The sequence below is a fragment of the Bacillus sp. FSL M8-0166 genome (assembly GCF_038008825.1).
Classification (GTDB): domain Bacteria; phylum Bacillota; class Bacilli; order Bacillales; family Bacillaceae; genus Bacillus; species Bacillus safensis.
In genome coordinates, this window is record NZ_JBBOZZ010000001.1 from 2,919,369 (window position 1) to 2,943,279 (window position 23,911).

The following is a 23,911-nucleotide window of genomic DNA, read 5'->3' on the forward strand; positions in this document are numbered from 1 at the left end:
TAGAAGGCGGTTTTTTCATTAAAATTGATCTGCTGGGAAGACAATACCTGCATCTTTTCTTGCAGCGTCAAGGACTTTCATCACAGAGAGACTTTCATCAAGCAGGGCATAGCACTGTTCATGATTTTTTGTTTCAATGATCTGCTGGAAAGCCTCTGCCTCATAAAACAGACGGTTTGGATTCGTTTGTGCATTGAGAGAGATGACCCTGTCATCAACATGCAGCAGCACTTCCTCGCAGCCATTCGCCCCATTTTTCACATGAATGAAGCCTTTTTCTCCTTGAATCAATGCAAAGTTCATGCTGCTTGTATCCTTGCTGCCGACACTTGTCGCAATAAAATCATTGTAAGTGAACGTCAAAACACCAGATGTATCAATACCGTTTGGATGGCGGTTTGCCTGATAGCGGACCTGCTCCGGTGATCCAAAGAGGTTCATGATGAAATGGACATTATAGATATTAATATCCATCAACGCTCCTCCAGAGAACTCAGGGTTAAAGACATTTGGCGTTTCGCCGGCAAGCAGCTGATTATATTTGCTTGAATATTGACTATAGTTGCATTGAACCAGTTTGATTTTACCTAATTGATGAAGGTGTTTTTTGATTAAATGATAGTTTGGCATATGAACGGTTGTAATGGCTTCAAATAGGAGAAGCTGCTTTTCCTTTGCGAGAGCGATTAAGGCTTCCAGCTCTTTAACATTAGAGGTGAAAGGCTTTTCGCATATCACATGTTTTCCGTGTTTCAATGCAGCCGTTGCATGCTCGCTATGTAAACGATTCGGTGATGCGATGTAAACGGCTTCTACGTTTGGATCTTCTAGCATAGCGGTTAGATCTGTATAAGTTGTCTGTACCCCAAATTTGTCTGCGAGCTTCTTTGCCGTTGCTTCTTTTCTTGAATAGACAGCGTGACAAGAAGCACCTTCGAGCTGTTCAATCGCTTGCAGGAAGCCTTCCACAATGATACCTGTTCCGATGGTTGCGATGTTCATTCTCCAAAACCCCTTCCACTCGTTTAAGCTGTCTCTAGTATAACCGATGTTTTCATTGGACGTGTACTGAGATACCTGAGCGAAGGTGTGCCAGTGACCAACACCGGCACACCTTTGACAGCCCTTACAATCAGCTGATGTTTGCTAATGTTTGCTTTGTTAACAATTGAATGGCAGCCTTCCTCTTTTTTAACTCTTGAATAGAGTGTTGAATATCTTCGACTTTTTGCTCGAGCAGCTGTTCAGCTTCTGTTTTTGACTGTTTTTCGAAAAGTGATTTGATAATTTCACGAATTTCTTTAAGGGAGAAATCTAGCTTTCTCGCTTCGGTGATAAATGATAACATGAGTACATATTTTTTATCATATAGACGATAGCCGTTATGTGCTCTCTTTGGTTCTGGGAGCACCCCCTCATTTTCGTAAAAACGAATGGTTTCAATATGTACACCAGACATTTTTGACAATTTACCTCTCGTAAACGTAATCATTCCCTGCACCTCCTTTCTTTGCTATCCATCATACAATTAGATTTGCTAGTTTCAAAATATTCTCCGATGAACATTTGTTCCTTTTCATATAGGTAAAATGGGAGAACTGATCTATTCACAGCAGATTTCATAGAATACGTTATAATAGATTAGGAGAAAGTGATTTTTTGTTACAGATATGAACAAGTAGACATCGTGAGGAAAAAACGATAGGCTAAATTAGGTAAATAGTATGATGAATAGCATGTGATCATGTAGATGATCACTCAAAATAGTGACAGCACGTTTTTGCTGAGAAAAGGGGACCAGTGAATGTATAAATTAGTCGCAATTGATATGGATGGTACGTTATTAAATGATCAACATATGGTGACGGATGAAGTGTTTGAAGCCATTCAACAGGCAAAGGCAGAAGGAATTAAAATTGTTTTATGTACAGGCCGGCCAATTGGCGGGGTGAACCGCTATTTAGCTGATCTTCAGCTTGATCAAGAGGGAGATTATGTCATCGCCTATAATGGGGCGCTTGTTCAAAACAGCCATACAAATGAAGTGGTGTCAGAGCTGACATTATCCTATGATGACTTAACTTCTTTATATGAATTGAGCCGTCAGCTGGATACACCGATGCATTATTTCGATTCAGCCAATTTATACACACCAAATCGCGATATTAGTGAATACACAGTGCTTGAATCCTACTTAACAAAACTTTCGCTTAAATATTTACCTGTTGAAGAGGCAGATTCATCGATGAGACTTCCGAAGATGATGTATATTGATCAGCCAGAACGTTTGGAAAAAACGATACAAGCCATCCCATCTGAAGTGAAGGAAAAGTATATGATGGTGAAAAGTACAGATTTCTTCCTTGAAATCCTGCATCCTGATGTGAGTAAGGGAAATGCCGTGAAGCTTCTAGCGAAGGAGCTGGGAATTCCTCGTGAAGAAGTCATGGCTATTGGGGATAACGGGAACGACGTCTCAATGCTAGAGTTTGCGGGCTGCGGCGTCGCTATGGGAAATGCCATTGATGATGTCAAAGCCGTAGCTGATGTTGTAACAAAATCTAATAATGAAGCCGGAGTAGCACATGTCCTGCATGAGCTGGTTTTAGGAAAATAAGAAAAGAGCGGTCTGCCAGTGCGGTAGCCGCTTTTTTATATATTGGAGAAAAAATAAACAAGCATACGTCTGCTGTTTATTGGTGGACAGCTTGGAAAGCGGTCTGCCTATCGATTCCCCTTCTCTGATCAACAGACATTGCCTTCCACACTTCATGTGCCAGCTGTGACGACAAGGCTTTGTTTTGATTCACGTCTAGCGACGGGTGCATTGGCCTTCACAAGGAGCCTTGGACTGACGTCGTTCCTTACATTACCGAAGATGAAGGATCGAGCCATTTCAATGATTCAATCTTCTCAAGTGGGAACAGATCAATATGCGGTCAAAGTGGAAGCGGCAGGGACGGATGGGAAAAAGGTTCATCATGCAGCGCTTGGAATAAAAGGGCACGACGAGTCTCAAGCAACGGCTCAAGTCGCCTGTGCTGCGGCTCTGCATTTATTGAGCAGGCTGTTTCAACCAGGTATTTTTCATATTGAAGAATTATTTTCACTAACATTTGAGAACGGTCATTTTGCTTTGATGGATCAAAAAACAAAGAAAGAGCAGGCATTAGCGGTGAGGGCCAGCCTTTTGACGGCCGGCATAAAAGAAGACTAGCATTTTGCTAGTCTTTTTATGATGACGTCGATACATCCCCTTTTTTCTTGATGCTCGCTGTGATGAGCTGTGTCAATGTGTCAGACCCTTTTTTTGAAAGGTGAACACCATCAGGCTGAAAATAGGATGGCTGTCCTGTGGCAGCTGAATGCCAATCAACCAAGGTAACATTTTGATGTTGATCAGCCACTCGCTGAATTACCGCATTCACATCATTTTCCCATGACCTTGGAACTCTCGTATTCACTAGGAAAATATGTGCCTTTGAAAAGTTTTGAATGAATGCTTTCAGCGTGTCCTCGGTAAAATAACCATTTGTGCCAAGTTCAATGATAACAGCGGCATCAGATTGATTAAATGATGAGTATTGAGGGGCGATGCTGACGGCTTCGTTCATCTGTCTGCCAACTTTCCCATCGATGGTGATTTGTTTATATGCTTTTTCAAGATTCGGCGCAATGTCTAACATGACAGAATCACCAATGGCAAGGACCTGGTGAAATTGTTTTTGATCAGCTGCTTTTTTCTCGTTCTTTTCTTTCTTTTTCTTCGCTTTTGATTCCGATGGTTCAACTGTTTTTTTCGGTGCTGTCTTAATTTGCGTCACTTCCTTCACATGTGGGGATGAAGTGGACGAGTTAGACATGCCAATGATAAATAAGATTAAAAGAGCTGCGGTAATTCCAAGGAACACCTTATTAGATGTAGACCACTGTTTGATTCCTTTTTTCCAAATAGACCAAGAGGAAAAATATTGTCTAAAGCCATGCTGGCGGATCGGCTGTTCGATGAAGCGATAGGAAGCCTCAGCAACCAGTAAAATGGCGATGAGCTGCAATGTGACACGCGATATGGAAGGCTGTCCAATTTCAATGACCGGTGTGGTCAGTACGATAATGGGATAATGCCACAGATAAATACCATAAGACCGCTTACCAAGCCAGACGAGCGGCTGAAACGACAGCCATTTCCCTATAAGACTTGCAGGGTGGCAGACGCACGCAATTAAAATGGCCGCATTCAGACAGAATAAAAGCATGCCGCCCTGATAGAGAAAGCCGTCGAAATCGTCCACTGCATAAACACAAAGAAGGAAAACCGCAAACGAACCGAACCCGGCAATATGTAAAATACGTCTGCCAACAGGAAGTAATTTTTTGCTGGATAGTCTTTGCATAGGCCACACAAATGCCAGACTGCACCCAATCAGGAGCGCAAATGCACGAGTATCTGTTCCATAATAAACCCTGCTTGGATCGGTATCTGGTGAATAAAGAATCGCCATCCATAAGGCGGAGACAAGTGCAAGTCCAAAGGTGATCATAGTTAGATGGGATCTGTTTTTTACCCATTTCAGCCCTGCAATCAACAGTACCGGCCAGATGATATAAAATTGCTCTTCTATTGCCAGAGACCACAAATTTTTCAGCGGAGATAGAGCACTGAAGCTATCGAAATAAGAGAGTTGGTGAAAAATGTACCACCAGTTACTGACATAAAAAAAGGACGATATGGCATCGCCACGAATGGACAATAATGCGTTTGAACCAGCAATCGTGCACCAGCTGACAGTTATAAAAATCATGACGTAAGCGGCTGGAAGAAGCCTTCTGATTCGTCCCATCCAAAATGGCAAAAGCTCTTGATAGCCTAAATCCTGCTTATGTAACAAGATCGTCGTAATCAAGTAACCAGAAATGACAAAAAACAAATCAACGCCAAGAAACCCGCCGCTTGCGGGTCCGATATGTAAGTGATAAGCAATGACTGCCAATACAGCAACGGCTCTTAGTCCATCTAATCCTAAAATATAACGAAAACGATTTTCCTTGCTGTTCATGAAAATGAATCCCCCATCAATGTCAAACGCTTCTTTTTGTTGTTCATTCAAAAGAACAACGATTCTTTTATTTTATATAAGATTAGACGAATCAGCATTACATTTTGTTGGCGAATTTCTGTCTTTTTTAAAATTTTTTATACGAAAAAAGAATTGGTGGGTTAAGAGATGTCGAATTTGATACTCAAAACCAAAATCCCTGTCATAATAAAAGTAGAAGGAAAGGGGATGTGTTGAATGCGAACGATCGAAAATGATCAGTTATTGGTTCAGATTCATGAAAAGGGAGCGGAAGTCAGGGAGGTGCTTGACAAGGAAAGCGGGCGTCACTATATGTGGTCTGGTGACCCAGCTTATTGGGGCAGGGTGTCGCCTGTCTTATTTCCGATTGTTGGGCGATTAATGAATGATCAATACAAGATGGACGATCAAACCTTTGAGCTCACGCAGCATGGATTTTTGCGTGATGTGAATTTTGATTTATATGAAGAAACGAAGCATACGGTGACCTTTCAATATGAATCAAGAGGAAGGCACGTGAAGCAATACCCGTATGAATTTACAGCGCGAATTCGTTATGAACTATTGAAAAATGGGCTGACGATTTCCTGGGAAATTGATCATGACGGAGAGGATACGATGTACTTCTCCATTGGAGGGCACCCAGCATTTCGTATTCCTCTTGTTGAAGGCGAGCAAACAGCAGATTATTCACTCACATTGACACCTTCCATTGAACATCTCCCTGTGCAATATGAACTGAGGAATTCACTTGTCAGGGAGAAAGAAAAAGGCATTCAGCTTGAGCCGATCCAGCTTCGGCCAGAGCTTTTTCAGCATGATGCGATGATCTTTAGTCATATCAATCGAGTGTCATTGACTTCAGGATCAGGTCACGGAGTTGAGGTCAATCTCACTGGCTTTCCTTTCGTTGGCATTTGGTCACCTTATGATCAAGAAAAAGGAACGATGGCTCCTTTTGTTTGTATTGAGCCTTGGTATGGCATCGCCGATATGGAAGGGACGAATGGGCAGTATAAAGAGAAGTTTGGTATTCAAACATTAGAAAAGAATGAGACCTTTCATGCCGCTTATACAATTTTCTTCAAATGAACATTTGTGCATGATGAGGTGAACAATTTGTTATGATAGAAGAAAAAAGGGGGCGTATAAATGGATCGAGAGAAACAACAGCTGAGTATTGAAGCGGCAAGGCTCTACTATTTGTCTGATTACAGCCAGCAGGAAATTGCCAAACAGCTCGACCTGTCGAGACCGACTGTATCTCGGCTGCTTCAATATGCGAAAGAGAAGGGGTACGTCCAGATTACGGTGATGGATCCGTTTGAGGATTTAAATGAGCTTTCTTCATTGCTTAAGGAAAAATATGACCTGCTCGAAGCTCATGTGGTGTTTTCGCCAAAGGACGACTATCCAACCATCACCGATTATTTGAGCCGATTTGGTGCAGATTACTTGCAAGAGACGGTGAAAGACGGCGATATCGTTGGCGTGAGCTGGGGAACGACTATGTATCAAATTGCACAAAAGATACAACCTAAACAGGTAAAAGGTGTAGAGGTTGTCCAGCTCAAGGGCGGAATCAGCCACTCTCACGTGAATACATATTCCGCGGAAACCATCCAGCTGTTTGCTGAGGCATTTCAAACAGCACCGCGCTATCTGCCGCTTCCTGTTGTATTTGATAGTGCTGCTGTCAAAGAGATGGTTGAGCAGGACAGGCATATTCAGCGAATTATCGAAATGGGCAAGCAGGCGAATATCGCTGTGTTTACTGTTGGAACGGTAAGAGATGAGGCACTTTTGTTTAGACTAGGTTATTTCCGTGAAGAAGAAAAAGCGCTCCTCAAGGAATCCAGTGTCGGAGACATTTGCTCGCGTTTTTATGATCAAGATGGACGCATTTGCAGTGAAGCCATTAACAATCGCACAATTGGCGTGGAGCTAGATGAATTAAGGACAAAAGAACGATCCATTCTTGTCGCTGGCGGTCATCGAAAGGTGGCTTCTATACACGGCGCACTAAGAGGAAAATATGCGAATGTATTGATCATCGATCAGCACACAGCGAGGGATCTTTTAAATGTCACAAAATAGATGAACAAAATTTCATAAGTATGTTTACAATTGTTCATCCGTCATATATGATGAAAGTATCATAATTAAAAGGAAGTGTGAAGCATGACGATAGCAAAGCTCATTGATCATACAGCACTAAAACCAGATACATCTAGAGCTGCAATTATGCAGCTACTTGAAGAAGCAAAGACTCATCAATTTGCATCTGTTTGCGTGAACCCAACTTGGGTCTCTCTTGCGTCGAAAGAACTAGCAGGAACAGGTGTTGATGTATGTACAGTCATCGGTTTCCCGTTAGGCGCCAACACAACAGCGGTGAAAGCATTCGAAACAAAGGATGCGATTGAAAACGGTGCAACAGAAGTGGACATGGTCATCAATGTTGCGGCATTGAAAGACGGCGAATATGATGTGGTTGAACAAGATATTCGTGCAGTTGTAGACGCAGCAAAAGGCAAAGCATTAGTAAAAGTCATTATTGAAACATGTTTACTTACTGATGAAGAAAAAGTCAAAGCTTGTGAGCTTTCAGTGAAAGCCGGCGCTGATTTTGTGAAAACATCGACTGGATTTAGTACAGGCGGTGCGACTGCTGAGGACATCGCATTAATGCGTAAAACAGTAGGACCTGACATCGGTGTGAAAGCATCAGGCGGCGTGAGAACCAAAGAAGACGTTGAGGCAATGACAGCTGCAGGTGCCACCCGTATTGGCGCAAGTGCAGGCGTTTCCATTATCAAAGGGGACCAATCAGCTCCTTCGAAAGACTATTAATTCATACGATCCTATGGTAGGATAACATTCATGACTCATAAATGATGAAAAAGTCATATGCGGAAGGATCTCACTTCTGGGAATTTCTTCCGCGTTTTGTTTACGAAATAGGGTTTGTTCCATACAAGCACATTAATGTAAACGAATTCATTCAAGGAGGAAAAACATGAAATACGTGATTGGTATCATCGGTTTGCTAGTGATTCTCGCCATTGCATGGCTGGCTAGTAATGGGAAAAAACGAGTGAAATTCCGTCCAGTAATTGTCATGATTGTACTGCAATTTATTTTAGGTTATATTCTGCTCAATACAGGTGTTGGAAACTTCCTAGTCGGAGGCTTTGCAAAAGGATTCCAAATGCTTCTAGGCTATGCCGGTGAAGGAATCAACTTCGTATTTGGCGGGTTAATGAATGATAAAGCGTCCACTTTCTTCATCAACGTTTTACTGCCGATCGTCTTTATCTCGGCGTTAATCGGTATCCTGCAGCATTGGCGTATTCTTCCGCTTATCGTACGCGGAATCGGATATTTGCTTAGTAAAGTAAACGGTATGGGGAAACTAGAATCTTACAACGCAGTAGCGTCTGCGATTTTAGGTCAATCAGAAGTCTTTATTTCTATTAAGAAACAGCTTGGATTATTACCTCAGCAGCGTCTTTATACATTATGTGCATCCGCAATGTCGACGGTATCGATGTCGATTGTTGGTGCGTACATGCAAATGATTAAACCAGAGTACGTGGTTACAGCACTTGTGCTGAACCTATTTGGTGGATTTATTATCGCATCAATCATCAATCCATATGAAGTGTCTAAGGACGAAGACATGCTTGAAGTCGTCGAGGAAGAAAGACAATCCTTCTTCGAAATGCTTGGCGAATACATTATGGATGGTTTCAAAGTAGCGATTGTTGTTGCTGCAATGTTGATTGGATTCGTTGCATTAATTGCGATGATTAACGGTATCTTTACAGCAGTCATTGGTGTTTCTTTCCAAGAAGTACTTGGATATGTCTTTGCTCCATTTGCGTTCCTTGTTGGTGTACCTTGGAGCGAAGCGGTACAAGCAGGAAGCATTATGGCAACCAAAATGGTATCCAACGAATTTGTTGCGATGCTCGCTCTATCTGGAGACGGTCTGCATTTCACTGCTCGTACAGAAGCGATCATTTCTGTATTCCTTGTATCATTTGCGAACTTCTCTTCTATCGGTATCATTGCTGGAGCAGTCAAAGGCTTAAACGAAAAGCAAGGGAACGTCGTCGCACGATTTGGATTAAAGCTGTTATTCGGTGCAACTCTTGTCAGCTTCTTAACAGCAGGCGTTGTCGGTTTAATTTTCTAATTTAAAAAAAGGAATGGTGAAAACAATGAGAATGGTAGATATCATTGCGAAAAAACGTGACGGAAAAGAATTATCTTCAGAGGAAATTTCTTTCTTTGTCAAAGGTTATACGGATGGAACAATTCCTGACTACCAAGCAAGTGCCTTGGCTATGGCGATTTTCTTCCAAGATATGACGGATCAAGAACGTGCAGACTTAACACTCGCTATGGCGAATTCAGGAGATACAATTGACCTGTCTGCCATTGAAGGTATTAAAGTAGACAAGCACTCAACAGGCGGTGTAGGCGATACAACAACGCTTGTACTCGCTCCTCTTGTTGCAGCACTAGATGTACCTGTTGCGAAAATGTCTGGGCGCGGCCTTGGACATACAGGCGGTACAGTGGACAAGCTTGAAGCGGTCAAAGGCTTCCACGTAGAAATTACAAAAGATGAATTCATCGAGCTTGTGAACCGTCATAAAGTAGCGGTCATTGGCCAATCAGGCAACCTGACACCAGCTGATAAAAAGCTGTATGCTCTTCGTGATGTGACCGGAACTGTTAACTCAATTCCGCTTATTGCAAGCTCCATTATGAGTAAGAAAATTGCTGCTGGTGCAGATGCCATCGTACTTGATGTGAAAACAGGCGCAGGTGCTTTCATGAAAACACCAGAAGACTCTGAGAAGCTTGCAAAAGCAATGGTTCGCATCGGAAACAACGTAGGCAGACAAACGATGGCTGTCATCTCTGATATGTCTCAGCCGTTAGGATTAGCGATTGGAAATTCTCTTGAGGTGAAAGAAGCGATTGACACACTCAGAGGCGAAGGTCCAGCAGACTTAAACGAGCTTGTGCTCACATTAGGAAGTCAAATGGTCGTTCTTGCGAAAAAGGCAGACACACTTGATGAAGCAAGAGAAAAGCTGATTGAAGTGATGAAAAACGGCAAAGCACTTGAGAAATTCAAGGAATTCTTAGAAAACCAAGGTGGAGACAGCTCGATTGTGGATCAGCCTGAAAAACTGCCGCAAGCACCTTACAAAATCGAAGTACCTGCCAAAGAATCAGGTGTCGTAGCTGAAATCGTCGCGGACGAAATCGGTGTTGCAGCGATGATTCTTGGAGCAGGACGCGCAACAAAAGAGGACGATATCGACCTATCTGTCGGCATCATGCTGAACAAAAAAGTGGGCGATCGTGTTGAAAAAGGAGATTCACTTGTGACTCTGCATGCGAATCGTGAAGATGTTGCAAATGTCATGGAGAAAATTTATGACAACATCCGTATCGCTGATCATGCCGATGCACCAACTTTGATCCACACGGTCATTACTGAATAAAGAAAAAGGACAAAAGTGATTCGTCGCTTTTGTCTTTTTTTATGGTCATTTTTAAGCTCGTCTTTTTCTATTGAAATAAAAAAATTCACTTTATGAAACAAACCTCTTGCAATCATCAAACAATGGGTGTATATTAATTGACGAGTCAATGATTGATATATCAAGTAATTGATTTCTGAATAGAAAAGAGGGGATGGCATTGACTGCATTTTGCTCTGAAGAGGCAGAGGTATTATATCGTTTGCAGTGCGTGAACCGTATGATGGGCGTGAAGTTCGAAGCATGTACGGGCATCAGTCAATCAAGACTTGAGTTGCTATCGCTGTTATTCCAAGCCGATGAAATCAGCCAATCAGATTTGCAGAAAAAAGTAAATATTGATGGTGCAGCTGTGACACGTCACTTAAAACAGCTAGAAACAAAAGGAATGGTCACACGCAGAAGAAAACCAGAAGATAATCGAGTCACACTTGTCCGCTTAACAGAAGAAGGCAGAACAAGAATCGAAGCTTCTAAAATAGAAAAAGAACGATTTATCTCAGAAATGCTTGAAAACGTAAGTGAAGAAGAACGAAGGCTTCTCACTGATGTGCTCATCCGTATCCAACAAAACATCGAAAAGATTCAAACAACCTAAAGGAGTGTTACACATGGCAACAACATTAAAAACAAACGATTTTATGGAAATTATGAAAGGGCGCCGCTCTATTCGTAACTATGATCCATCTGTGAAAATCAGCAAAGAAGAAATGTCAGAGATTCTAGAAGAAGCAGCAACTGCACCATCATCAGTAAATGCACAGCCTTGGCGCTTCATGGTCATTGACAGCCCAGAAGGAAAAGAAAAGCTTGCACCACTTGCAAAATTCAACCAAACACAAGTGTCAACATCAGCAGCTGTCATTGCAGTTTTTGCAGATATGAAAAGCGATGAATATTTAGAAGAAATTTATTCAAAAGCTGTAGAACATGGCTACATGCCGCAAGAAGTGAAAGAAAGACAAATTGCTGCATTAACTGCACACTTTGAGGTTCTTCCAGAGCAAGTGAACCGCGAAACAATTTTAATTGACGGTGGGATTGTGTCTATGCAGCTTATGCTTGCTGCACGTGCACACGGTTATGATACAAATCCAATTGGCGGATTTGATAAAGAAGTCATCGCTGAAACATTTGGCTGGGATAAAGAACGTTATGTACCAGTAATGCTGCTATCAATTGGGAAAGCAGCTGACGAAGGCTATGCATCTTACCGCTTACCGGTTGATCGTATTGCTGAGTGGAAATAATATCTTTTCAAAAGGAGACGATCACATGATTATTATTCATGCAGGGATGACCATTCATCCAGAAAAAGAAAACGTATTTTTAGAAGAAATCAACGAATTAATGAAAGCTTCACAGGCTGAAGAAGGCAATGTTTCCTACAAGCTGTTCAAGGATACAGAAAAGGAAAATACCTTTTTAATGGTAGAAGTGTGGAAAGATGACGCTGCGGTTCAGAGCCATAATGCAAGTGCTCATTTCCAAGCTTTCGTAGCGAAGGCAAAAGAATTCTTAGCCGCTCCCCTTGACGTGGTTGCCTTTCAAGGCCAGCAGCTTTCATAGAAAAACAACAAACACCCTAGGCGGTTATCGCCTAGGGTTCTTTTATTTTCAACATATGGTTCCACCCATTACAATCCCGTATTGTGCATTTTCCACAAAATTTCTGAAAATAAAATGTTTTTCGACTTAAATATATTGGAATATGCTAGAATTAGATATTATTTATTACCAAATTAGGGAGGAACCAATATGAAAAAAGGGAAATGGACGAAAATTGCACTAATTGCTGTCCTAAGTTTTGGCACATTGACAGCTTTCAGCACCCCTCTATCTGCCCACTCCACAGAAAAATCAACATCCTCAGATGGCGGTCATTATTCAGGTATTCCATTTGACTCAAGTGTCGTGAATGAAGACCGTCTCATCAAAGCCTTGAAAAAACAAGGAAAGATTAAAAAGAATGCCAATGAGGCAGAAACCCAAAAAGCATTAAAGAACTATCTAAAGAAAAAAGAAGAATCGGCTATGAAACAAAGTGCCAGCACATTAACAGAAGAGCCTGAATTCCTGAAAGAATATAAACAAGAGGTACATAACAAACTTGCCAAAAAGAAAAAGTTAAAGAAGCATAAAGGAAAAGAAGGCAATCAAGTAAAACCGGTCAAAAAGGAAAAGTATAAAGGTGACGTCCGCAATGATAAGGTATTGGTTTTATTAGTCGATTTTAAAGATTATAAGCATAATAGTATCAAAAAAGAAGAGACTGATATGTACTATGACAAGTACGATCAACAGCACTACCAAGATATGCTTTTCGGAAAAAATGGCTACATCGGTCCAGATGGGAAACGAAAAGTATCCATGAAGCAATATTATGAAAAGCAGTCCGGCGGCAGTTACACAGTCAGTGGAACAGTTGCAGGATGGTATACAGCAAAGCATGAAGCAGCTTATTACGGCGGGAATGTACCTGACGATTCAGGCAGTGACGGCAGACCGCGCGAATTGGTGAAAGAAGCACTCGAAGCAGCAGCAAAAGATCCGAATGTTGATCTCGGCGAGTATGATCAATGGGACCGCTATGATATTGATGGCGACGGTGTTTATAACGAACCAGACGGCATCATTGACCATCTGATGGTCGTTCACGCCGGTGTAGGTGAAGAAGCAGGCGGCGGACAACTCGGCGCTGATGCGATTTGGTCACACCGCTGGTCACTTGGTGATGTATTTGAAATTCCGGACACTGAATCTGAAGTCGGACAAGGCGGGAAATTAGGCGCATTGGATTACACCATTGAGCCTGAAGATGGCGCAGCAGGTGTATTCACACATGAATTCGGACATGATCTTGGTCTTCCTGACGAGTACGATACACAGTACACAGGCACAGGAGAGCCCGTTTCTTACTGGTCGATCATGTCAAGCGGAAGCTGGGCAGGTAAAGTTCCTGGTACGGAACCAACAGGCTTTAGCCCATATGCGAAAGAAATGCTTCAAAATCTGCATGGGGGCAACTGGCTTTCTGGACAAACCATCGATGGTAAAACATTAAAGAAAAGCAAAACAGTATTAATTGATGAAGCAGCAACAAAAGGAACGAACCATGATGCCGTTCGAGTCGATTTACCAGATAAAGAGATTGTCGTCACGACACCTGCTCAAGGGAAATATTCATACTTCAGCGGAACGGGTGACAATTTGAATGCAACCATGACGACAACAGGTATTGATTTGTCGAAGGGAAGCAAAGCAGAGCTGACATTTAAAGCATGGTACGATATTGAAGAAGATTATGATTATGCGTATGTAGAAGTGCGTGAAACGGGGACTGATCAATGGAAGACCATCGCGGGTAACATCACGAATGATCGAAATGAAGCAGGTGCAAACGAAGGCAATGGCATCGACGGAAAATCAGAAGGCTGGGTAGATGCATCCTTTGACCTGTCTGCTTATGCAGGGAAGAAAATCGACCTGCAATTCCGTTACACAACTGATGCAGGCTATTCACTTCCAGGCTTATTCGTAGATGATCTGAACGTCACAGCAGATGGAACGAAAGTATGGTCAGATGATGCCGAGGGTACATCTACTTTTACCTTTAATGGATTCTCAAAATCTAATGGAAAACAATATGCAGCACAATACTATTTACTAGAGTGGCGCTCTTATGCTGATGTCGATAAAGGCTTAAAGCATATTAAACGCGGTGCAAGTCTGATGAGCTATAATAACGGTTTGGTCGTGTGGTATGTCGATCAATCATACAGTGATAACTGGGTTGGAAAGCATCCGGGGAACGGCTTCCTTGGCGTAGTAGATGCAGACCAGCAAGTATTAAAATGGAGTGACGGTTCCATTGCCGCCACAGGGTTCCAAGTACATGATGCAGCATTCTCTCTGAATCCAAGTACGAAGCTGAATATAGATTATACAGCAACAACGGGCTTAACTTTGCAAGATCGCTACATTCGCCCGGCTCGTACATTTAGTGATAAAAAGAACTATGTCAATCCAAACAACCCAGATGCAGGACGCGATGTACCGACATATGGGTTATCTTTTAAAGTCGTTGGACAAAGTAAGGATCGTTCTGTTGGAAAGGTATTAATTTCGAAAAGTAACTAAATAGAAAGCCGGATTCTATCATTGAATCCGGCTTTTTGATATGTGAGAAAAGGATTGTGAGGGCACGATTGGTTTTTTATCGAATGTCTGTTCTTTTTTATTTTGATATCCGAATGAAACCATTATATAATAGACACTGGAAGGTTTTTCTTTCAACCATGATTCTTTTTAGCTGTTAAAACAAAGGAAAGGATGAGCGTTACCAATGAGTTGTGTCACTGCCAAGCAATTAAAGGTGATTCGAGGAACGATGCAGACTTTTTGCAGCCATTTGGAGTATGATGGCCACGGTAAGCTTCATATCAATACCATCATGGCTTTTATTAAAAAGGAATTCGGCGTGAGAAAAATGAAAGACATTCCACAAAGTCGCTTTACAGAAGTGCTAGAATTAATACAAGACTTTGATTTATACACGGACAAAATAGAGATTCGTGAACGTCTATCAGAAAGGAATTAACTAAATTGAATATTTTAGCAATGATCTTAGTAGGAATTGTCGCATTAGAACACATTGTCATCATGTTATTAGAAATGTTTTTTATGGAATCAAAGATGGCGAAGAGATCTTTTAAGCTGCCAGAACACTTGCAAAAAGATCCAAATGTCAAAGTAATGTTTGCCAATCAGGGGCTTTATAATGGGTTTTTAGCGGCAGGACTCATTTGGGGGCTCATTCTTGGATCGAATACCGTTGGATATATGATTCAGCTGTTTTTCATTCTTTGTGTGATCATCGCAGCAGTATTTGGCGGTGTAACATCCAATAAATCAATTATCATCAAACAAGGAGTACCAGCGCTGCTTGCACTCATTGCACTGATGCTGGCGATCTAATCTTAAATAAAGCCGCCCCTAGTGAGGGCGGCTTTTATCTTTTTCGAAGACCCATCAAACGAATAATGGATGTTAGACAAAGGGCAACGGCAACGGCCAAAATAATTTTTCCGTACATGACCCCCGTTAGGTTCATCAAAAAGACGGCCAATATTATACAGAGCGTGATGATGATCATCACAATCGAATAGGTTTTCATCTGTTTTCCACTCCTTTAAAAATCCCCTCATGTGACGAGAGATATGTCAATCTTTCCTCATATCATATCACTCAATGACAATTTTACATGAAATTCCCTACCGATAGAATGTGACTTATGGATTAGATTTGGAGTTATACCATATTTTTTAGAAAATCGGGTATAACATAAAGAGCTGACCCGAAGTCATATTGCTTGATATTTAATTGTGCAAAATATAAAATAGCCACATGATAAATCGAAAGGATGATCAAGATGAGTAAGAAAGTGTTATTAGTATCGACAAGCAGCCCGGAAATGAATGGACATCCAACAGGCTTATGGCTAGAAGAGTTGGCAGAGCCATTTCATATTTTTAAAGAAAATGAACTAGAAGTACAAATTGTCTCTATTCAAGGTGGCACTGTACCAATTGACAAAAATTCAATTCCTGAAGGTGTCCCAGCGCAATATCAAGATGTGTATGAATTACTTCAAGACACAAAGGCGCTTACAGATGTGAATCCAGCTGATTATGATGGCATTTTCTTTGCTGGAGGACACGGCCCTATGATCGACTTTGCGTCTAATCAACTGGTAGCGGATGCGATCTTAGCGGTTTCAGATAAAAATGGTGCGATCGGAGCCGTTTGTCATGGCGTTTCAGCATTCGTTGATGTGAAGGACCAAGATGGCAAATCATTTATCGAAGGTAAAAAAATCACAGGCTTCACAAACGAAGAAGAGGAAGCCGTGCAGCTGACATCAAAGGTTCCATTTTTATTGGAAACAAAACTTCGTGAGCAGGGGGCAACGTTTGAAAAAGGAGATGCCTTTGCGCCATTTGCTGTAGTTGACGGTCAAATCATTACTGGACAAAACCCAGGATCAAGTGCAGAAACAGCACGCTTGTTTGTCAAAACTATTGCATAAAACGATCAAAAACCAGCCGTTACTCATGCGGCTGGTTTTTTTTGTTATAAAAATGTCCTAAAAAAGACCAAAACAATGATTAGAATAATGGTAAAATAATCACAGGGTAAAAAACCCAAATGAGGAAAAAGGGGATGTTCCTGTGAGAGTATTTTATGTCAAAATCACCGCCGCTTTACTGTCCGTTTTACTCGTCGCAACAGGTTTGTTTTCACCAGCATTAAAAGCAGAAGAAGCACCGAAATCAAATGGAAAACAATCACTACTGACGGAAAAAGCGATTCAGCAAGTGCAAGAGTCGTTTGAAAAGCAGGATAAAGGGACTGCGGTTCAACAGAAGCAAGTAAAAAAATCATTTAAAGTAGATAAGAAAAAGGGAATAAGTATTAAACGAAAAGCGGCTGCAGATGGAAAGATGCGGACGTCTGCCGTTCGCTCTATTGATGGGCTGGCTATTAATCAATCGGCAGTTTTAAACGAGGAAGATCCAGTTGATTTATGGTTCTTAAGCACATCGTCCCCTCAGGCACTTATCAGTAGGATTACCTCTCCAAATGCTGATTATTTTGTTCAATTATTTGTTATTGATTTTGAAGCAGGACAAGCCTATCCAACGGATCTTATTCAACCGGCAGGCAGTCTGCTTGCGTTAAGCAATTTACCAGCGGGTGATTATGCGTTTGGTATTACCAGCGGTGGAGACTTTGGAGACTCATATACATTACAGGTGAATGCAAAAAACCCACCAAATTTCACAGGTGCTGAATCCCTGTCATCAACATTGCAATACTTTGTCGCTGCGTATGCCAATGGGGATGTTTTCGCAAATGGTACAAAAGTGTATAACAAACAATCTAAGACCGCCGATTATAAATGGGAGCGTGTGTTTTACTTCTCATATGATGGAAAATATGACCAGAGAACTCATTCTGTTGACAGTGTGAAAGTGAAAAGTATTTCGGCACCAGTGTCGTACTCTGCTCCATACGCAAGTTCCTCAGAGGCCATTCTCGTCTACTTAGATGTGGAGACTTTATTTATGTATCATGAATCATCGTTTGCTAGCGGGCAGTACTACCATAGTAGCTTTGTTGATACTCTCGGAAAGACAACGCCAAGGCGTTTAGATATTGATGATTTGACAAATTACGGTGATCATATTTTAGCTGTAGATTTAAAAACAGGAAAGCCGATTGATTTCTTCAGTGTGTTGAATTTCTACTATGCAGCTGGGATCGAGAAGCTGCCAACAATCAGAACGTTGAATTAAGAAAGGCGGTTGACATCAAATCGCCACATGTGTAGAGTAAAGATAATTAAATGACAAAAGTCCACTAGGGGAGTCATGTATGACTGAGACAAGAGAAAATCTTGGACCCTTTGAACCTGATCTAGTTCGTACTAGCGGAGGGAAGTGGAGCTGGACCTTGTCTTATTCATGAATGAATTGATAAGAAGGCCGCTCCATTTGGGGTGGCTTTTTCATTTATTCAACTGAAGAAGAGGAGGCTTTTTTTATGACATTTTCAACTCAATTAAGACAAGAAGCAGAACCATTATTTGAAGCGATTTATCAGCATCCGTTTGTGAGAGGACTTGCAGCAGGAGAACTCGAAAAGGAACAGATCATTCATTATGTCAAACAGGATGCAGAATATTTAAATGCCTTTATTAAAATTTATGCGGCAGCCGTTAGCAGATGTACAGACAGAGAGGACATTACCTTTTTCCATCAACAAATGGCTTTTGTCCTTGATAGTGAGACACACCCTCATCAAAACCTTTGCCGAGTGGCAGGAGTAGCATATGATGAGCTCCAAGGTGCTTCTTTGGCTCCGAGTGCTCATCACTATATTCATCACATGCTGCAAGTTGCGCAAGAAGGCACGCTTGGTGAAATCATCGCTGTCCTGCTTCCATGTCCTTGGACATATTGGGAAATAGGGAAACGAATGCTCACTGATGTGCAGCCAGACCCGTCACATCCGTTTTATGAGTGGATCACGTTTTATGGAGGATTAACTGATTCTGTCACAGGTGAGCTTTGCAAGCGGCTTGATCAATTGGCGGAAGCAGCAAGTGAGAAGGAAAAGGAAAAAATGAAACAGCACTTTATCTTAAGCTGCCAGCTCGAGTACAAGTTTTGGGAAATGGCCTTCACTGTTGAAGAGTGGCCAGTTCAGCTGGAGGTGCATTCATCATGACGTGGAAGATGAAAGAAGTCGTCCTTGCGGTGATTTTATCCGTTGCGTGCGGTGTGATCTATTTAGGATGGTCCACGCTTTACTTACCGATTACAGCACTTGTTGGCCCAGCAGGAGGAAACATCATGTTTGGAATATGGGTCATTGCCAGTCCAATCGTTGCGTATATCATTCAAAAGCCGGGGGCTGCCCTGATTGCGGAAACAGCCGCCGCGGCTGTGGAATTATTGACAGGCAGCCACTTTGGACTTTCGGCTCTGCTGATTGGTGTATGCCAAGGGCTTGGGGCAGAAATCGCCTTCGCTCTTTTTGGTTATAAACGGTATCGCATGTGGACATTGATGCTGTCTGGTGCCTTTGCCGCTATCGGAGCGATGGCATACAGTCTAGTGGCAAATGGCTTTGGATATTACACGCCTCAAGTTTTACTTATGACGCTTGTGACTCAAATCATTAGTGGAATGATACTTGGCGGATGCCTTGCGAAAGTGGTGGTAGACGCACTATCCAAAACTGGTGTATTGAATCAATATGCCATCATGAAAGAAAAACGAAACAAAGGTGAACAGCATGAATTCATTTCTCGCGTGCAATGATCTGACTGTCCGTTTTTATGAACAGCCTAAGCCAGTTTTGCATCAAATCTCCCTTACGATTCAAAAAGGGGAAAAGGTGCTTATTTTAGGACCGAGCGGAAGCGGGAAATCCACGCTCATTTCGGTTCTGGCTGGAATCATTCCAGAGCATGTGGAAGCAGACATGCAGGGCGAAGTGGTGTTACAAAGACATACAGGCGTCATGTTTCAAGATCCAGACTCTCAGTTTTGCATGCACCGCGTCAATGAAGAAATTGCCTTTAGCTTAGAGAACCGTTCCGTCCCTCGTGAAGAGATGGATGACATTATTCAGCAGCTCATGCAAAAAGTCCAACTGGATGTCGATCCGCATACAGAGATTCACACTTTATCTGGCGGCATGAAGCAGCGATTGGCACTTGCTTGTTTACTGGCATTACAGCCGGATGTTCTATTCTTTGATGAACCAACCGCACAGCTTGACCCGGCAGGTAGAATGGATATATTTCAACTGCTGCAGCAGCTTGCTGCCGATCAGCAGCAGACCATGATTTTTGTAGAGCATGTGCTTGATGGTGTCATCGAATGGATGGACCGGGTGATTTTATTAGATAATCAAGGCAGCATTTTAGCAGATGGAGCTCCAAAAGATGTGCTCACGGCATATGAGGAAGAAATGAAAGAGGCAGGGATTTGGCGGCCAAAATTATTTCCCGAGAAATGGTCCACGATTGTTCAAGATCCATTTCATCCACTGAGTCAAACCCTTATGCAAACCTTTGAAGCAAGAAAAGAGCAGCATGCAGAAATGCCGTCAATCAGCCGAAAGACCATGATTCGTACAGACGATCTTCAATTAAGCTACGGGAAAAAGAGGATTATGAGTCACCTTCAGCTGGATATCAAAGCAGGAGATTGGGTGGCGATTATTGGAGAAAATGGGAGCGGTAAAAGTACATGTCTCAAACATTTGATCCGCTTAGAGCCAGCTAAAAAAGGTCATATTTTCTTAAAAGAAACAGACCTTAAAAAATGGTCTGACCGACTACTCTATGAAAAAGCAGGCTTTGTATTTCAAAATCCGGAGCTTCAATTTATACAAGACACAGTATTCGATGAAATTGCCTTTGGCGGCAGACAACGAAACTGGCCAGAATCAGTCGTACAAGAAAAAACGGTACAGCTGCTGAAAGAGTTCGGTTTAGAGAAGCATGCAAAAGCACATCCCTTCACCTTAAGTTTAGGGCAAAAAAGAAGATTGAGTGTTGCCACGATGCTCCTCTTTGATCAAGATGTATTGCTGTTAGATGAACCGACTTTCGGGCAGGATGAAAAAACGGCGAAGGAATTAATGAGGCGTTTAAAAGAGCGTCAGCGCCAAGGCACTACCATTGTGATGGTCACACATGATATGGAGCTTGTGGATGAGTGTGCCGATCAAGTGCTTCTTTTTCATCAAGGGAAGCATGTGTATGATGGCACCCCTTATGATTTATTTTCAAATCAAGAACTTGTCGATGCTTATCAGCTGAGAGCACCTTTACATTATCGCTATGCGGCTGAAAGAAAGGACGTGCTGACGATTGCAAAGTAATCACTCCTTTCTCTCCACTGTGAATCCAGTCATGAAATTACTCGCTCACCTGCTTGCGATGTGCTGTCTTATGGCGATTTCCGACCCTAAAACAACCTTTATCATTTGGCTGTTTGCTCTTGGCATTGGAGTTGTTTTAGGTGGGTGGAATATGAAGTATCTCGTTACAAGGCTTGTCCCTTATCTGCTCTTTTTTATTCTCGTGTTCTGGATGATGGCGGCCTTCGGCAAGGGGGATCATACCGTTTGGAAGTGGGCGTGGTTTCATATCACAGAGGAGAGTTTAAGAAATGGGCTCACCATCGCTTTCAGAATGCTTGGATTTGTGACATTTGGTCTCCTTTTTACGTCCACAACAGATTTGACGGCATTTATGATGAGTCTGATTCACCAATGCCGAATGTCCCCAAAATGGGCGTATGGAATGCTTGCCGGCTTCCGGTTTATTCCGTTATTTCAAAGTGAATTAAAACAAATGAAGGCTGCACATAAAATCAGAGGCTACAAGCAAAAAAACAGCTGGAAAGCCTTTATGCGTTATGCATTGCCCCTTTTTACGCAAGGCGTACGAAAATCAGAACGCTTAGCGATTGCAATGGAAGCGAGGGGCTTCACAGGGACGAGAGAGCGAACGTATTATCATATCATCAGCACCTCATGGATTGACTATATGTATCTTTTTCTCATTGGTATCAGTGTCTTTATGTGCATTTCCTTTGTTTAAAAAACACCCACATTCTCTTGATAGAATGTGGGCTTTTTATATGTCTTAGGTCATTTGATTGATATTAGTGCACATTACAGGCTGTAATAGATCATATAACGAACCGATAAAGAAGGTGTACTGAGAAAAAGAGAGGGTGGACGTAAGCGAATGTCACAGAGAATCGATAACATAATAGATGCTTTACCAATCATTGGACTCGCTATGAGAGAGCAGCTAACCTTTTCTGTTTTAGGGAAAGAGAAGGTTCTTTATTATCAGCAGCATGGGAATATTAATTTAGGATTTAAAGCTGGTGATACAGTAGATGCTGGATTCCAAAACTTTGCGATGCTGAAAAATGGGAGAGAACCATCGTTTATCCAAATTCCGAAAGAAGTATACGGGATTCCAATGGATATCGTAGCCGTTCCAATTACTGATGAATCAGGTCAAGTGGTTGCTGCCTTCTGTGTGGCCTATGACCAAACGAATCAACAACGATTAGATCACATCATGACGGAAAGCAACGAAGCTTCCGAAAAACTAGTCGCAATGGTACAGCAGGTTGCCGCACATTCAGAGGAACTACAAGCGACAAGTGAACAAATTCTACAAAATACGAAAACCACTGTCGAAAATTCCTCTAAAATCAATCAAGTGTCCAATCTCATCAAAGGTATCTCTGATCAAACAAACTTACTTGGACTCAACGCATCAATAGAAGCTGCAAGAGTAGGGGAAGCAGGAGCAGGCTTTGGAGTGGTCGCAACAGAAGTGAGAAAGCTGTCAACTCACGCGAAACAGGCGACGACTGATATTGAAACAGCCCTAAAAGATGTGCAGGGATCGATCAAAGGAATGGAAGAAGAAATTGCGCAAATTGTCGCTTCTTCTGAGCATCAGGCAGAGCTAGTAGGCACTTTTACAAAAATTATTGAAGGTCTTCACGAAACAAACGAAACGATGAAAGCATTAGCAAACGACTTAGTAAACTATCAAGTGAAATAAAAGAACGACAAAATCTCCAGCTGAATCGGAGGTTTTTTTACATGTTAAGAAGAGAAACTTGTTAGGATTTTGACCGATTTATCACTGACAGGCAGGGTACACTTCTGTATGATTGAAAAAGAGATACAAGTTTTGTCATTAGACCTATTCAAGGAGGAAGATCATCGTGACACAATCAGCAAAGCTGCAGGAAATACTTGCACCCTACCGTCAGTTGTTAGATGAAACTGAAAAACCAATGATTCAATTGCAGATGAAACAAGGAAAAACAGGACCATACGACAGCAAAATAGCTGGTGATCCTTACTTCCCCAAAAACGACGAATATCCAGTTGACGGCGAAGGACATCCTATGAAACTTTTGGCACAAATTAATTTCGGCCAGCTTCCCAAGCTGAAGGATTATCCAGAAACAGGACTTTTGCAAGTTTTTATTTCTGTGCATGATGATCTTTATGGGATGAATATTGACCATAAAACAGAGCAAAAAGATTTTCGCATCAAATTTATTGAGGAACCTTTCTTGGCAGAAGAAGAGTTAATGACTGATTTTTCTTTTGTGAAAATTCCAGATGATTTTTATTTTCCTGTTACGAAGGAAGGCGCGATTACAGGTGAATTAGCAAGCGAAACGATCAGTGTAGAAGATTTCCGTTTTGAAAAAGTCACAGGAAAGAACAGCTGGGACCTATTCGAAGATGCAGATGGTGTTAATGGCGATGAAGCAGATGCCCTGCTGGATGAGTTTTATGAAACAGCGAGTGGCTTTGGTCACAAATTGGGCGGGTATCCAGGGTTTACACAAGAAGATCCGCGTACCTATGTAGATCAAGAACATACCGTTCTGTTATTACAAATTGACTCAGATGATGAAGTAGATCTGATGTGGGGAGATTGCGGTATTGCCAACTTTTTTATCAAACCAGAAGACCTTAAACGAAAAAATTTCGAGAATGTCGTCTATAATTGGGACTGCTCCTGATTTTGTAAAAAACACACTTTAAACACTCTATATAGAGTGTTTTTGTATATGTTTTTAGACATTTTTGCCCCTATTTCGTCATTTTTGAGAGGTAATATGTCATTCTTTC

Annotated in this window: 24 protein-coding genes, 1 pseudogene and 1 riboswitch; of the genes and pseudogenes, 21 read left to right on the forward strand and 4 right to left on the reverse strand. The window is 41.8% G+C overall.

Annotated elements, in window-relative coordinates:
• Positions 1-18: 18 nt before the first annotated feature.
• Positions 19-1,002: a Gfo/Idh/MocA family protein gene (locus NSS92_RS15080; protein ID WP_340868951.1), complete on the reverse strand. Its 984-nt coding sequence runs from the start codon at positions 1,000-1,002 to the stop codon at positions 19-21.
• 130 nt (positions 1,003-1,132) lie between these two features.
• Entirely contained in the window at positions 1,133-1,492 is a 360-nt protein-coding gene (locus tag NSS92_RS15085; RefSeq protein ID WP_039182663.1) for a MerR family transcriptional regulator, read from the reverse strand.
• Positions 1,493-1,804: 312 nt separating this feature from the next.
• Between NSS92_RS15085 and yidA the strand changes: the two genes are divergently transcribed.
• Together yidA and NSS92_RS15095 are read left to right on the forward strand one after the other, a co-directional pair.
• Positions 1,805-2,617, forward strand: a complete 813-nt coding sequence (gene yidA, locus NSS92_RS15090) for a sugar-phosphatase (protein WP_340868953.1) — start codon at positions 1,805-1,807, stop codon at positions 2,615-2,617.
• Between the two features lie 165 nt (positions 2,618-2,782).
• Positions 2,783-3,217, forward strand: a complete 435-nt coding sequence (locus tag NSS92_RS15095) for a hypothetical protein (RefSeq protein ID WP_340868955.1) — start codon at positions 2,783-2,785, stop codon at positions 3,215-3,217.
• 16 nt (positions 3,218-3,233) lie between these two features.
• Here the strand turns inward: NSS92_RS15095 and NSS92_RS15100 are convergent, their stop codons facing one another.
• Positions 3,234-5,057: an acyltransferase family protein gene (locus NSS92_RS15100; protein ID WP_267586986.1), complete on the reverse strand. Its 1,824-nt coding sequence runs from the start codon at positions 5,055-5,057 to the stop codon at positions 3,234-3,236.
• A gap of 237 nt (positions 5,058-5,294) precedes the next feature.
• Between NSS92_RS15100 and NSS92_RS15105 the strand changes: the two genes are divergently transcribed.
• The 11 genes and pseudogenes from NSS92_RS15105 (at position 5,295) to NSS92_RS15155 (ending at position 15,622) form a co-directional block, all read left to right on the forward strand.
• Positions 5,295-6,170 carry an aldose 1-epimerase family protein gene (locus tag NSS92_RS15105; protein WP_340868958.1) on the forward strand — a complete coding sequence of 292 codons (876 nt, stop codon included), beginning with the start codon at positions 5,295-5,297 and terminating at the stop codon, positions 6,168-6,170.
• 60 nt (positions 6,171-6,230) lie between these two features.
• Complete coding sequence (locus NSS92_RS15110; protein ID WP_340868960.1) at positions 6,231-7,175, forward strand: sugar-binding transcriptional regulator; 945 nt, start codon at positions 6,231-6,233, stop codon at positions 7,173-7,175.
• 84 nt (positions 7,176-7,259) lie between these two features.
• On the forward strand, positions 7,260-7,931 hold the full coding sequence (gene deoC / locus NSS92_RS15115; protein ID WP_133744373.1) for a deoxyribose-phosphate aldolase: 672 nt from the start codon (positions 7,260-7,262) through the stop codon (positions 7,929-7,931).
• A gap of 166 nt (positions 7,932-8,097) precedes the next feature.
• Entirely contained in the window at positions 8,098-9,279 is a 1,182-nt protein-coding gene (locus NSS92_RS15120) for a NupC/NupG family nucleoside CNT transporter (RefSeq protein WP_267586983.1), read from the forward strand.
• A 25-nt stretch (positions 9,280-9,304) separates the two neighbouring features.
• Positions 9,305-10,606 carry a pyrimidine-nucleoside phosphorylase gene (locus NSS92_RS15125; RefSeq protein WP_267586982.1) on the forward strand — a complete coding sequence of 434 codons (1,302 nt, stop codon included), beginning with the start codon at positions 9,305-9,307 and terminating at the stop codon, positions 10,604-10,606.
• 152 nt (positions 10,607-10,758) lie between these two features.
• A pseudogene (locus tag NSS92_RS15130) lies at positions 10,759-11,243 on the forward strand (MarR family winged helix-turn-helix transcriptional regulator).
• Positions 11,244-11,256: 13 nt separating this feature from the next.
• The gene (locus NSS92_RS15135) at positions 11,257-11,895 is read left to right on the forward strand and encodes a nitroreductase family protein (protein ID WP_267586980.1); all 639 of its coding nucleotides are present in this window, start codon (positions 11,257-11,259) and stop codon (positions 11,893-11,895) included.
• Positions 11,896-11,920: 25 nt separating this feature from the next.
• Positions 11,921-12,214, forward strand: coding sequence for a putative quinol monooxygenase (locus NSS92_RS15140; protein ID WP_024423933.1), 294 nt, complete (start codon positions 11,921-11,923; stop codon positions 12,212-12,214).
• A 189-nt stretch (positions 12,215-12,403) separates the two neighbouring features.
• Complete coding sequence (locus NSS92_RS15145) at positions 12,404-14,785, forward strand: immune inhibitor A domain-containing protein (protein WP_340868971.1); 2,382 nt, start codon at positions 12,404-12,406, stop codon at positions 14,783-14,785.
• Between the two features lie 205 nt (positions 14,786-14,990).
• Positions 14,991-15,245 (forward strand): hypothetical protein, encoded by a 255-nt coding sequence (locus NSS92_RS15150; RefSeq protein WP_267586978.1) that lies wholly within the window; start codon positions 14,991-14,993, stop codon positions 15,243-15,245.
• Positions 15,246-15,250: 5 nt separating this feature from the next.
• Positions 15,251-15,622, forward strand: a complete 372-nt coding sequence (locus NSS92_RS15155) for a DUF1304 domain-containing protein (protein WP_034281380.1) — start codon at positions 15,251-15,253, stop codon at positions 15,620-15,622.
• Between the two features lie 34 nt (positions 15,623-15,656).
• On the opposite strand, the gene NSS92_RS15160 is transcribed toward NSS92_RS15155, so the two are convergent.
• On the reverse strand, positions 15,657-15,821 hold the full coding sequence (locus NSS92_RS15160; RefSeq protein ID WP_003214630.1) for a hypothetical protein: 165 nt from the start codon (positions 15,819-15,821) through the stop codon (positions 15,657-15,659).
• 255 nt (positions 15,822-16,076) lie between these two features.
• On the opposite strand from NSS92_RS15160, the gene NSS92_RS15165 reads away from it, so the two are divergent.
• The 8 genes from NSS92_RS15165 to NSS92_RS15200 all read left to right on the forward strand — a co-directional run bounded on the left by NSS92_RS15165 (position 16,077) and on the right by NSS92_RS15200 (position 23,802).
• Complete coding sequence (locus NSS92_RS15165; protein ID WP_267586977.1) at positions 16,077-16,733, forward strand: type 1 glutamine amidotransferase domain-containing protein; 657 nt, start codon at positions 16,077-16,079, stop codon at positions 16,731-16,733.
• A gap of 142 nt (positions 16,734-16,875) precedes the next feature.
• Positions 16,876-18,003: a hypothetical protein gene (locus NSS92_RS15170; RefSeq protein WP_340868976.1), complete on the forward strand. Its 1,128-nt coding sequence runs from the start codon at positions 16,876-16,878 to the stop codon at positions 18,001-18,003.
• Positions 18,004-18,059: 56 nt separating this feature from the next.
• Positions 18,060-18,163: riboswitch (TPP riboswitch) on the forward strand.
• Between the two features lie 87 nt (positions 18,164-18,250).
• On the forward strand, positions 18,251-18,937 hold the full coding sequence (gene tenA / locus NSS92_RS15175) for a thiaminase II (protein WP_267586975.1): 687 nt from the start codon (positions 18,251-18,253) through the stop codon (positions 18,935-18,937).
• Positions 18,934-19,533 (forward strand): ECF transporter S component, encoded by a 600-nt coding sequence (locus NSS92_RS15180; RefSeq protein ID WP_025093768.1) that lies wholly within the window; start codon positions 18,934-18,936, stop codon positions 19,531-19,533. Before tenA ends, NSS92_RS15180 begins: the two co-directional genes overlap by 4 nt.
• Positions 19,508-21,106 carry an ABC transporter ATP-binding protein gene (locus NSS92_RS15185; protein WP_340868980.1) on the forward strand — a complete coding sequence of 533 codons (1,599 nt, stop codon included), beginning with the start codon at positions 19,508-19,510 and terminating at the stop codon, positions 21,104-21,106. The genes NSS92_RS15180 and NSS92_RS15185 overlap by 26 nt, the downstream gene beginning before the upstream one ends.
• Positions 21,096-21,830 carry an energy-coupling factor transporter transmembrane component T family protein gene (locus tag NSS92_RS15190; protein WP_267586973.1) on the forward strand — a complete coding sequence of 245 codons (735 nt, stop codon included), beginning with the start codon at positions 21,096-21,098 and terminating at the stop codon, positions 21,828-21,830. Before NSS92_RS15185 ends, NSS92_RS15190 begins: the two co-directional genes overlap by 11 nt.
• A 534-nt stretch (positions 21,831-22,364) precedes the next feature.
• Positions 22,365-22,820, forward strand: coding sequence for a methyl-accepting chemotaxis protein (locus NSS92_RS19485; protein ID WP_404841210.1), 456 nt, complete (start codon positions 22,365-22,367; stop codon positions 22,818-22,820).
• 166 nt (positions 22,821-22,986) lie between these two features.
• Positions 22,987-23,802 (forward strand): YwqG family protein, encoded by an 816-nt coding sequence (locus tag NSS92_RS15200; RefSeq protein WP_340868984.1) that lies wholly within the window; start codon positions 22,987-22,989, stop codon positions 23,800-23,802.
• Positions 23,803-23,911 lie beyond the last annotated feature (109 nt).

Bases quoted from the DNA above. Each gene is read 5' to 3' on its own strand.
- NSS92_RS15080 (WP_340868951.1), bottom strand. From the start codon at position 1,002: ATGAACATCGCAACCATCGGAACAGGTATCATTGTGGAAGGCTTCCTG.
- NSS92_RS15085 (WP_039182663.1), bottom strand. From the start codon at position 1,492: ATGATTACGTTTACGAGAGGTAAATTGTCAAAAATGTCTGGTGTACAT.
- yidA (WP_340868953.1), top strand. From the start codon at position 1,805: ATGTATAAATTAGTCGCAATTGATATGGATGGTACGTTATTAAATGAT.
- NSS92_RS15100 (WP_267586986.1), bottom strand. From the start codon at position 5,057: ATGAACAGCAAGGAAAATCGTTTTCGTTATATTTTAGGATTAGATGGA.
- NSS92_RS15105 (WP_340868958.1), top strand. From the start codon at position 5,295: ATGCGAACGATCGAAAATGATCAGTTATTGGTTCAGATTCATGAAAAG.
- NSS92_RS15110 (WP_340868960.1), top strand. From the start codon at position 6,231: ATGGATCGAGAGAAACAACAGCTGAGTATTGAAGCGGCAAGGCTCTAC.
- deoC (WP_133744373.1), top strand. From the start codon at position 7,260: ATGACGATAGCAAAGCTCATTGATCATACAGCACTAAAACCAGATACA.
- NSS92_RS15120 (WP_267586983.1), top strand. From the start codon at position 8,098: ATGAAATACGTGATTGGTATCATCGGTTTGCTAGTGATTCTCGCCATT.
- NSS92_RS15125 (WP_267586982.1), top strand. From the start codon at position 9,305: ATGAGAATGGTAGATATCATTGCGAAAAAACGTGACGGAAAAGAATTA.
- NSS92_RS15135 (WP_267586980.1), top strand. From the start codon at position 11,257: ATGGCAACAACATTAAAAACAAACGATTTTATGGAAATTATGAAAGGG.
- NSS92_RS15140 (WP_024423933.1), top strand. From the start codon at position 11,921: ATGATTATTATTCATGCAGGGATGACCATTCATCCAGAAAAAGAAAAC.
- NSS92_RS15145 (WP_340868971.1), top strand. From the start codon at position 12,404: ATGAAAAAAGGGAAATGGACGAAAATTGCACTAATTGCTGTCCTAAGT.
- NSS92_RS15150 (WP_267586978.1), top strand. From the start codon at position 14,991: ATGAGTTGTGTCACTGCCAAGCAATTAAAGGTGATTCGAGGAACGATG.
- NSS92_RS15160 (WP_003214630.1), bottom strand. From the start codon at position 15,821: ATGAAAACCTATTCGATTGTGATGATCATCATCACGCTCTGTATAATA.
- NSS92_RS15165 (WP_267586977.1), top strand. From the start codon at position 16,077: ATGAGTAAGAAAGTGTTATTAGTATCGACAAGCAGCCCGGAAATGAAT.
- tenA (WP_267586975.1), top strand. From the start codon at position 18,251: ATGACATTTTCAACTCAATTAAGACAAGAAGCAGAACCATTATTTGAA.
- NSS92_RS15180 (WP_025093768.1), top strand. From the start codon at position 18,934: ATGACGTGGAAGATGAAAGAAGTCGTCCTTGCGGTGATTTTATCCGTT.
- NSS92_RS15185 (WP_340868980.1), top strand. From the start codon at position 19,508: ATGAATTCATTTCTCGCGTGCAATGATCTGACTGTCCGTTTTTATGAA.
- NSS92_RS19485 (WP_404841210.1), top strand. From the start codon at position 22,365: ATGGTACAGCAGGTTGCCGCACATTCAGAGGAACTACAAGCGACAAGT.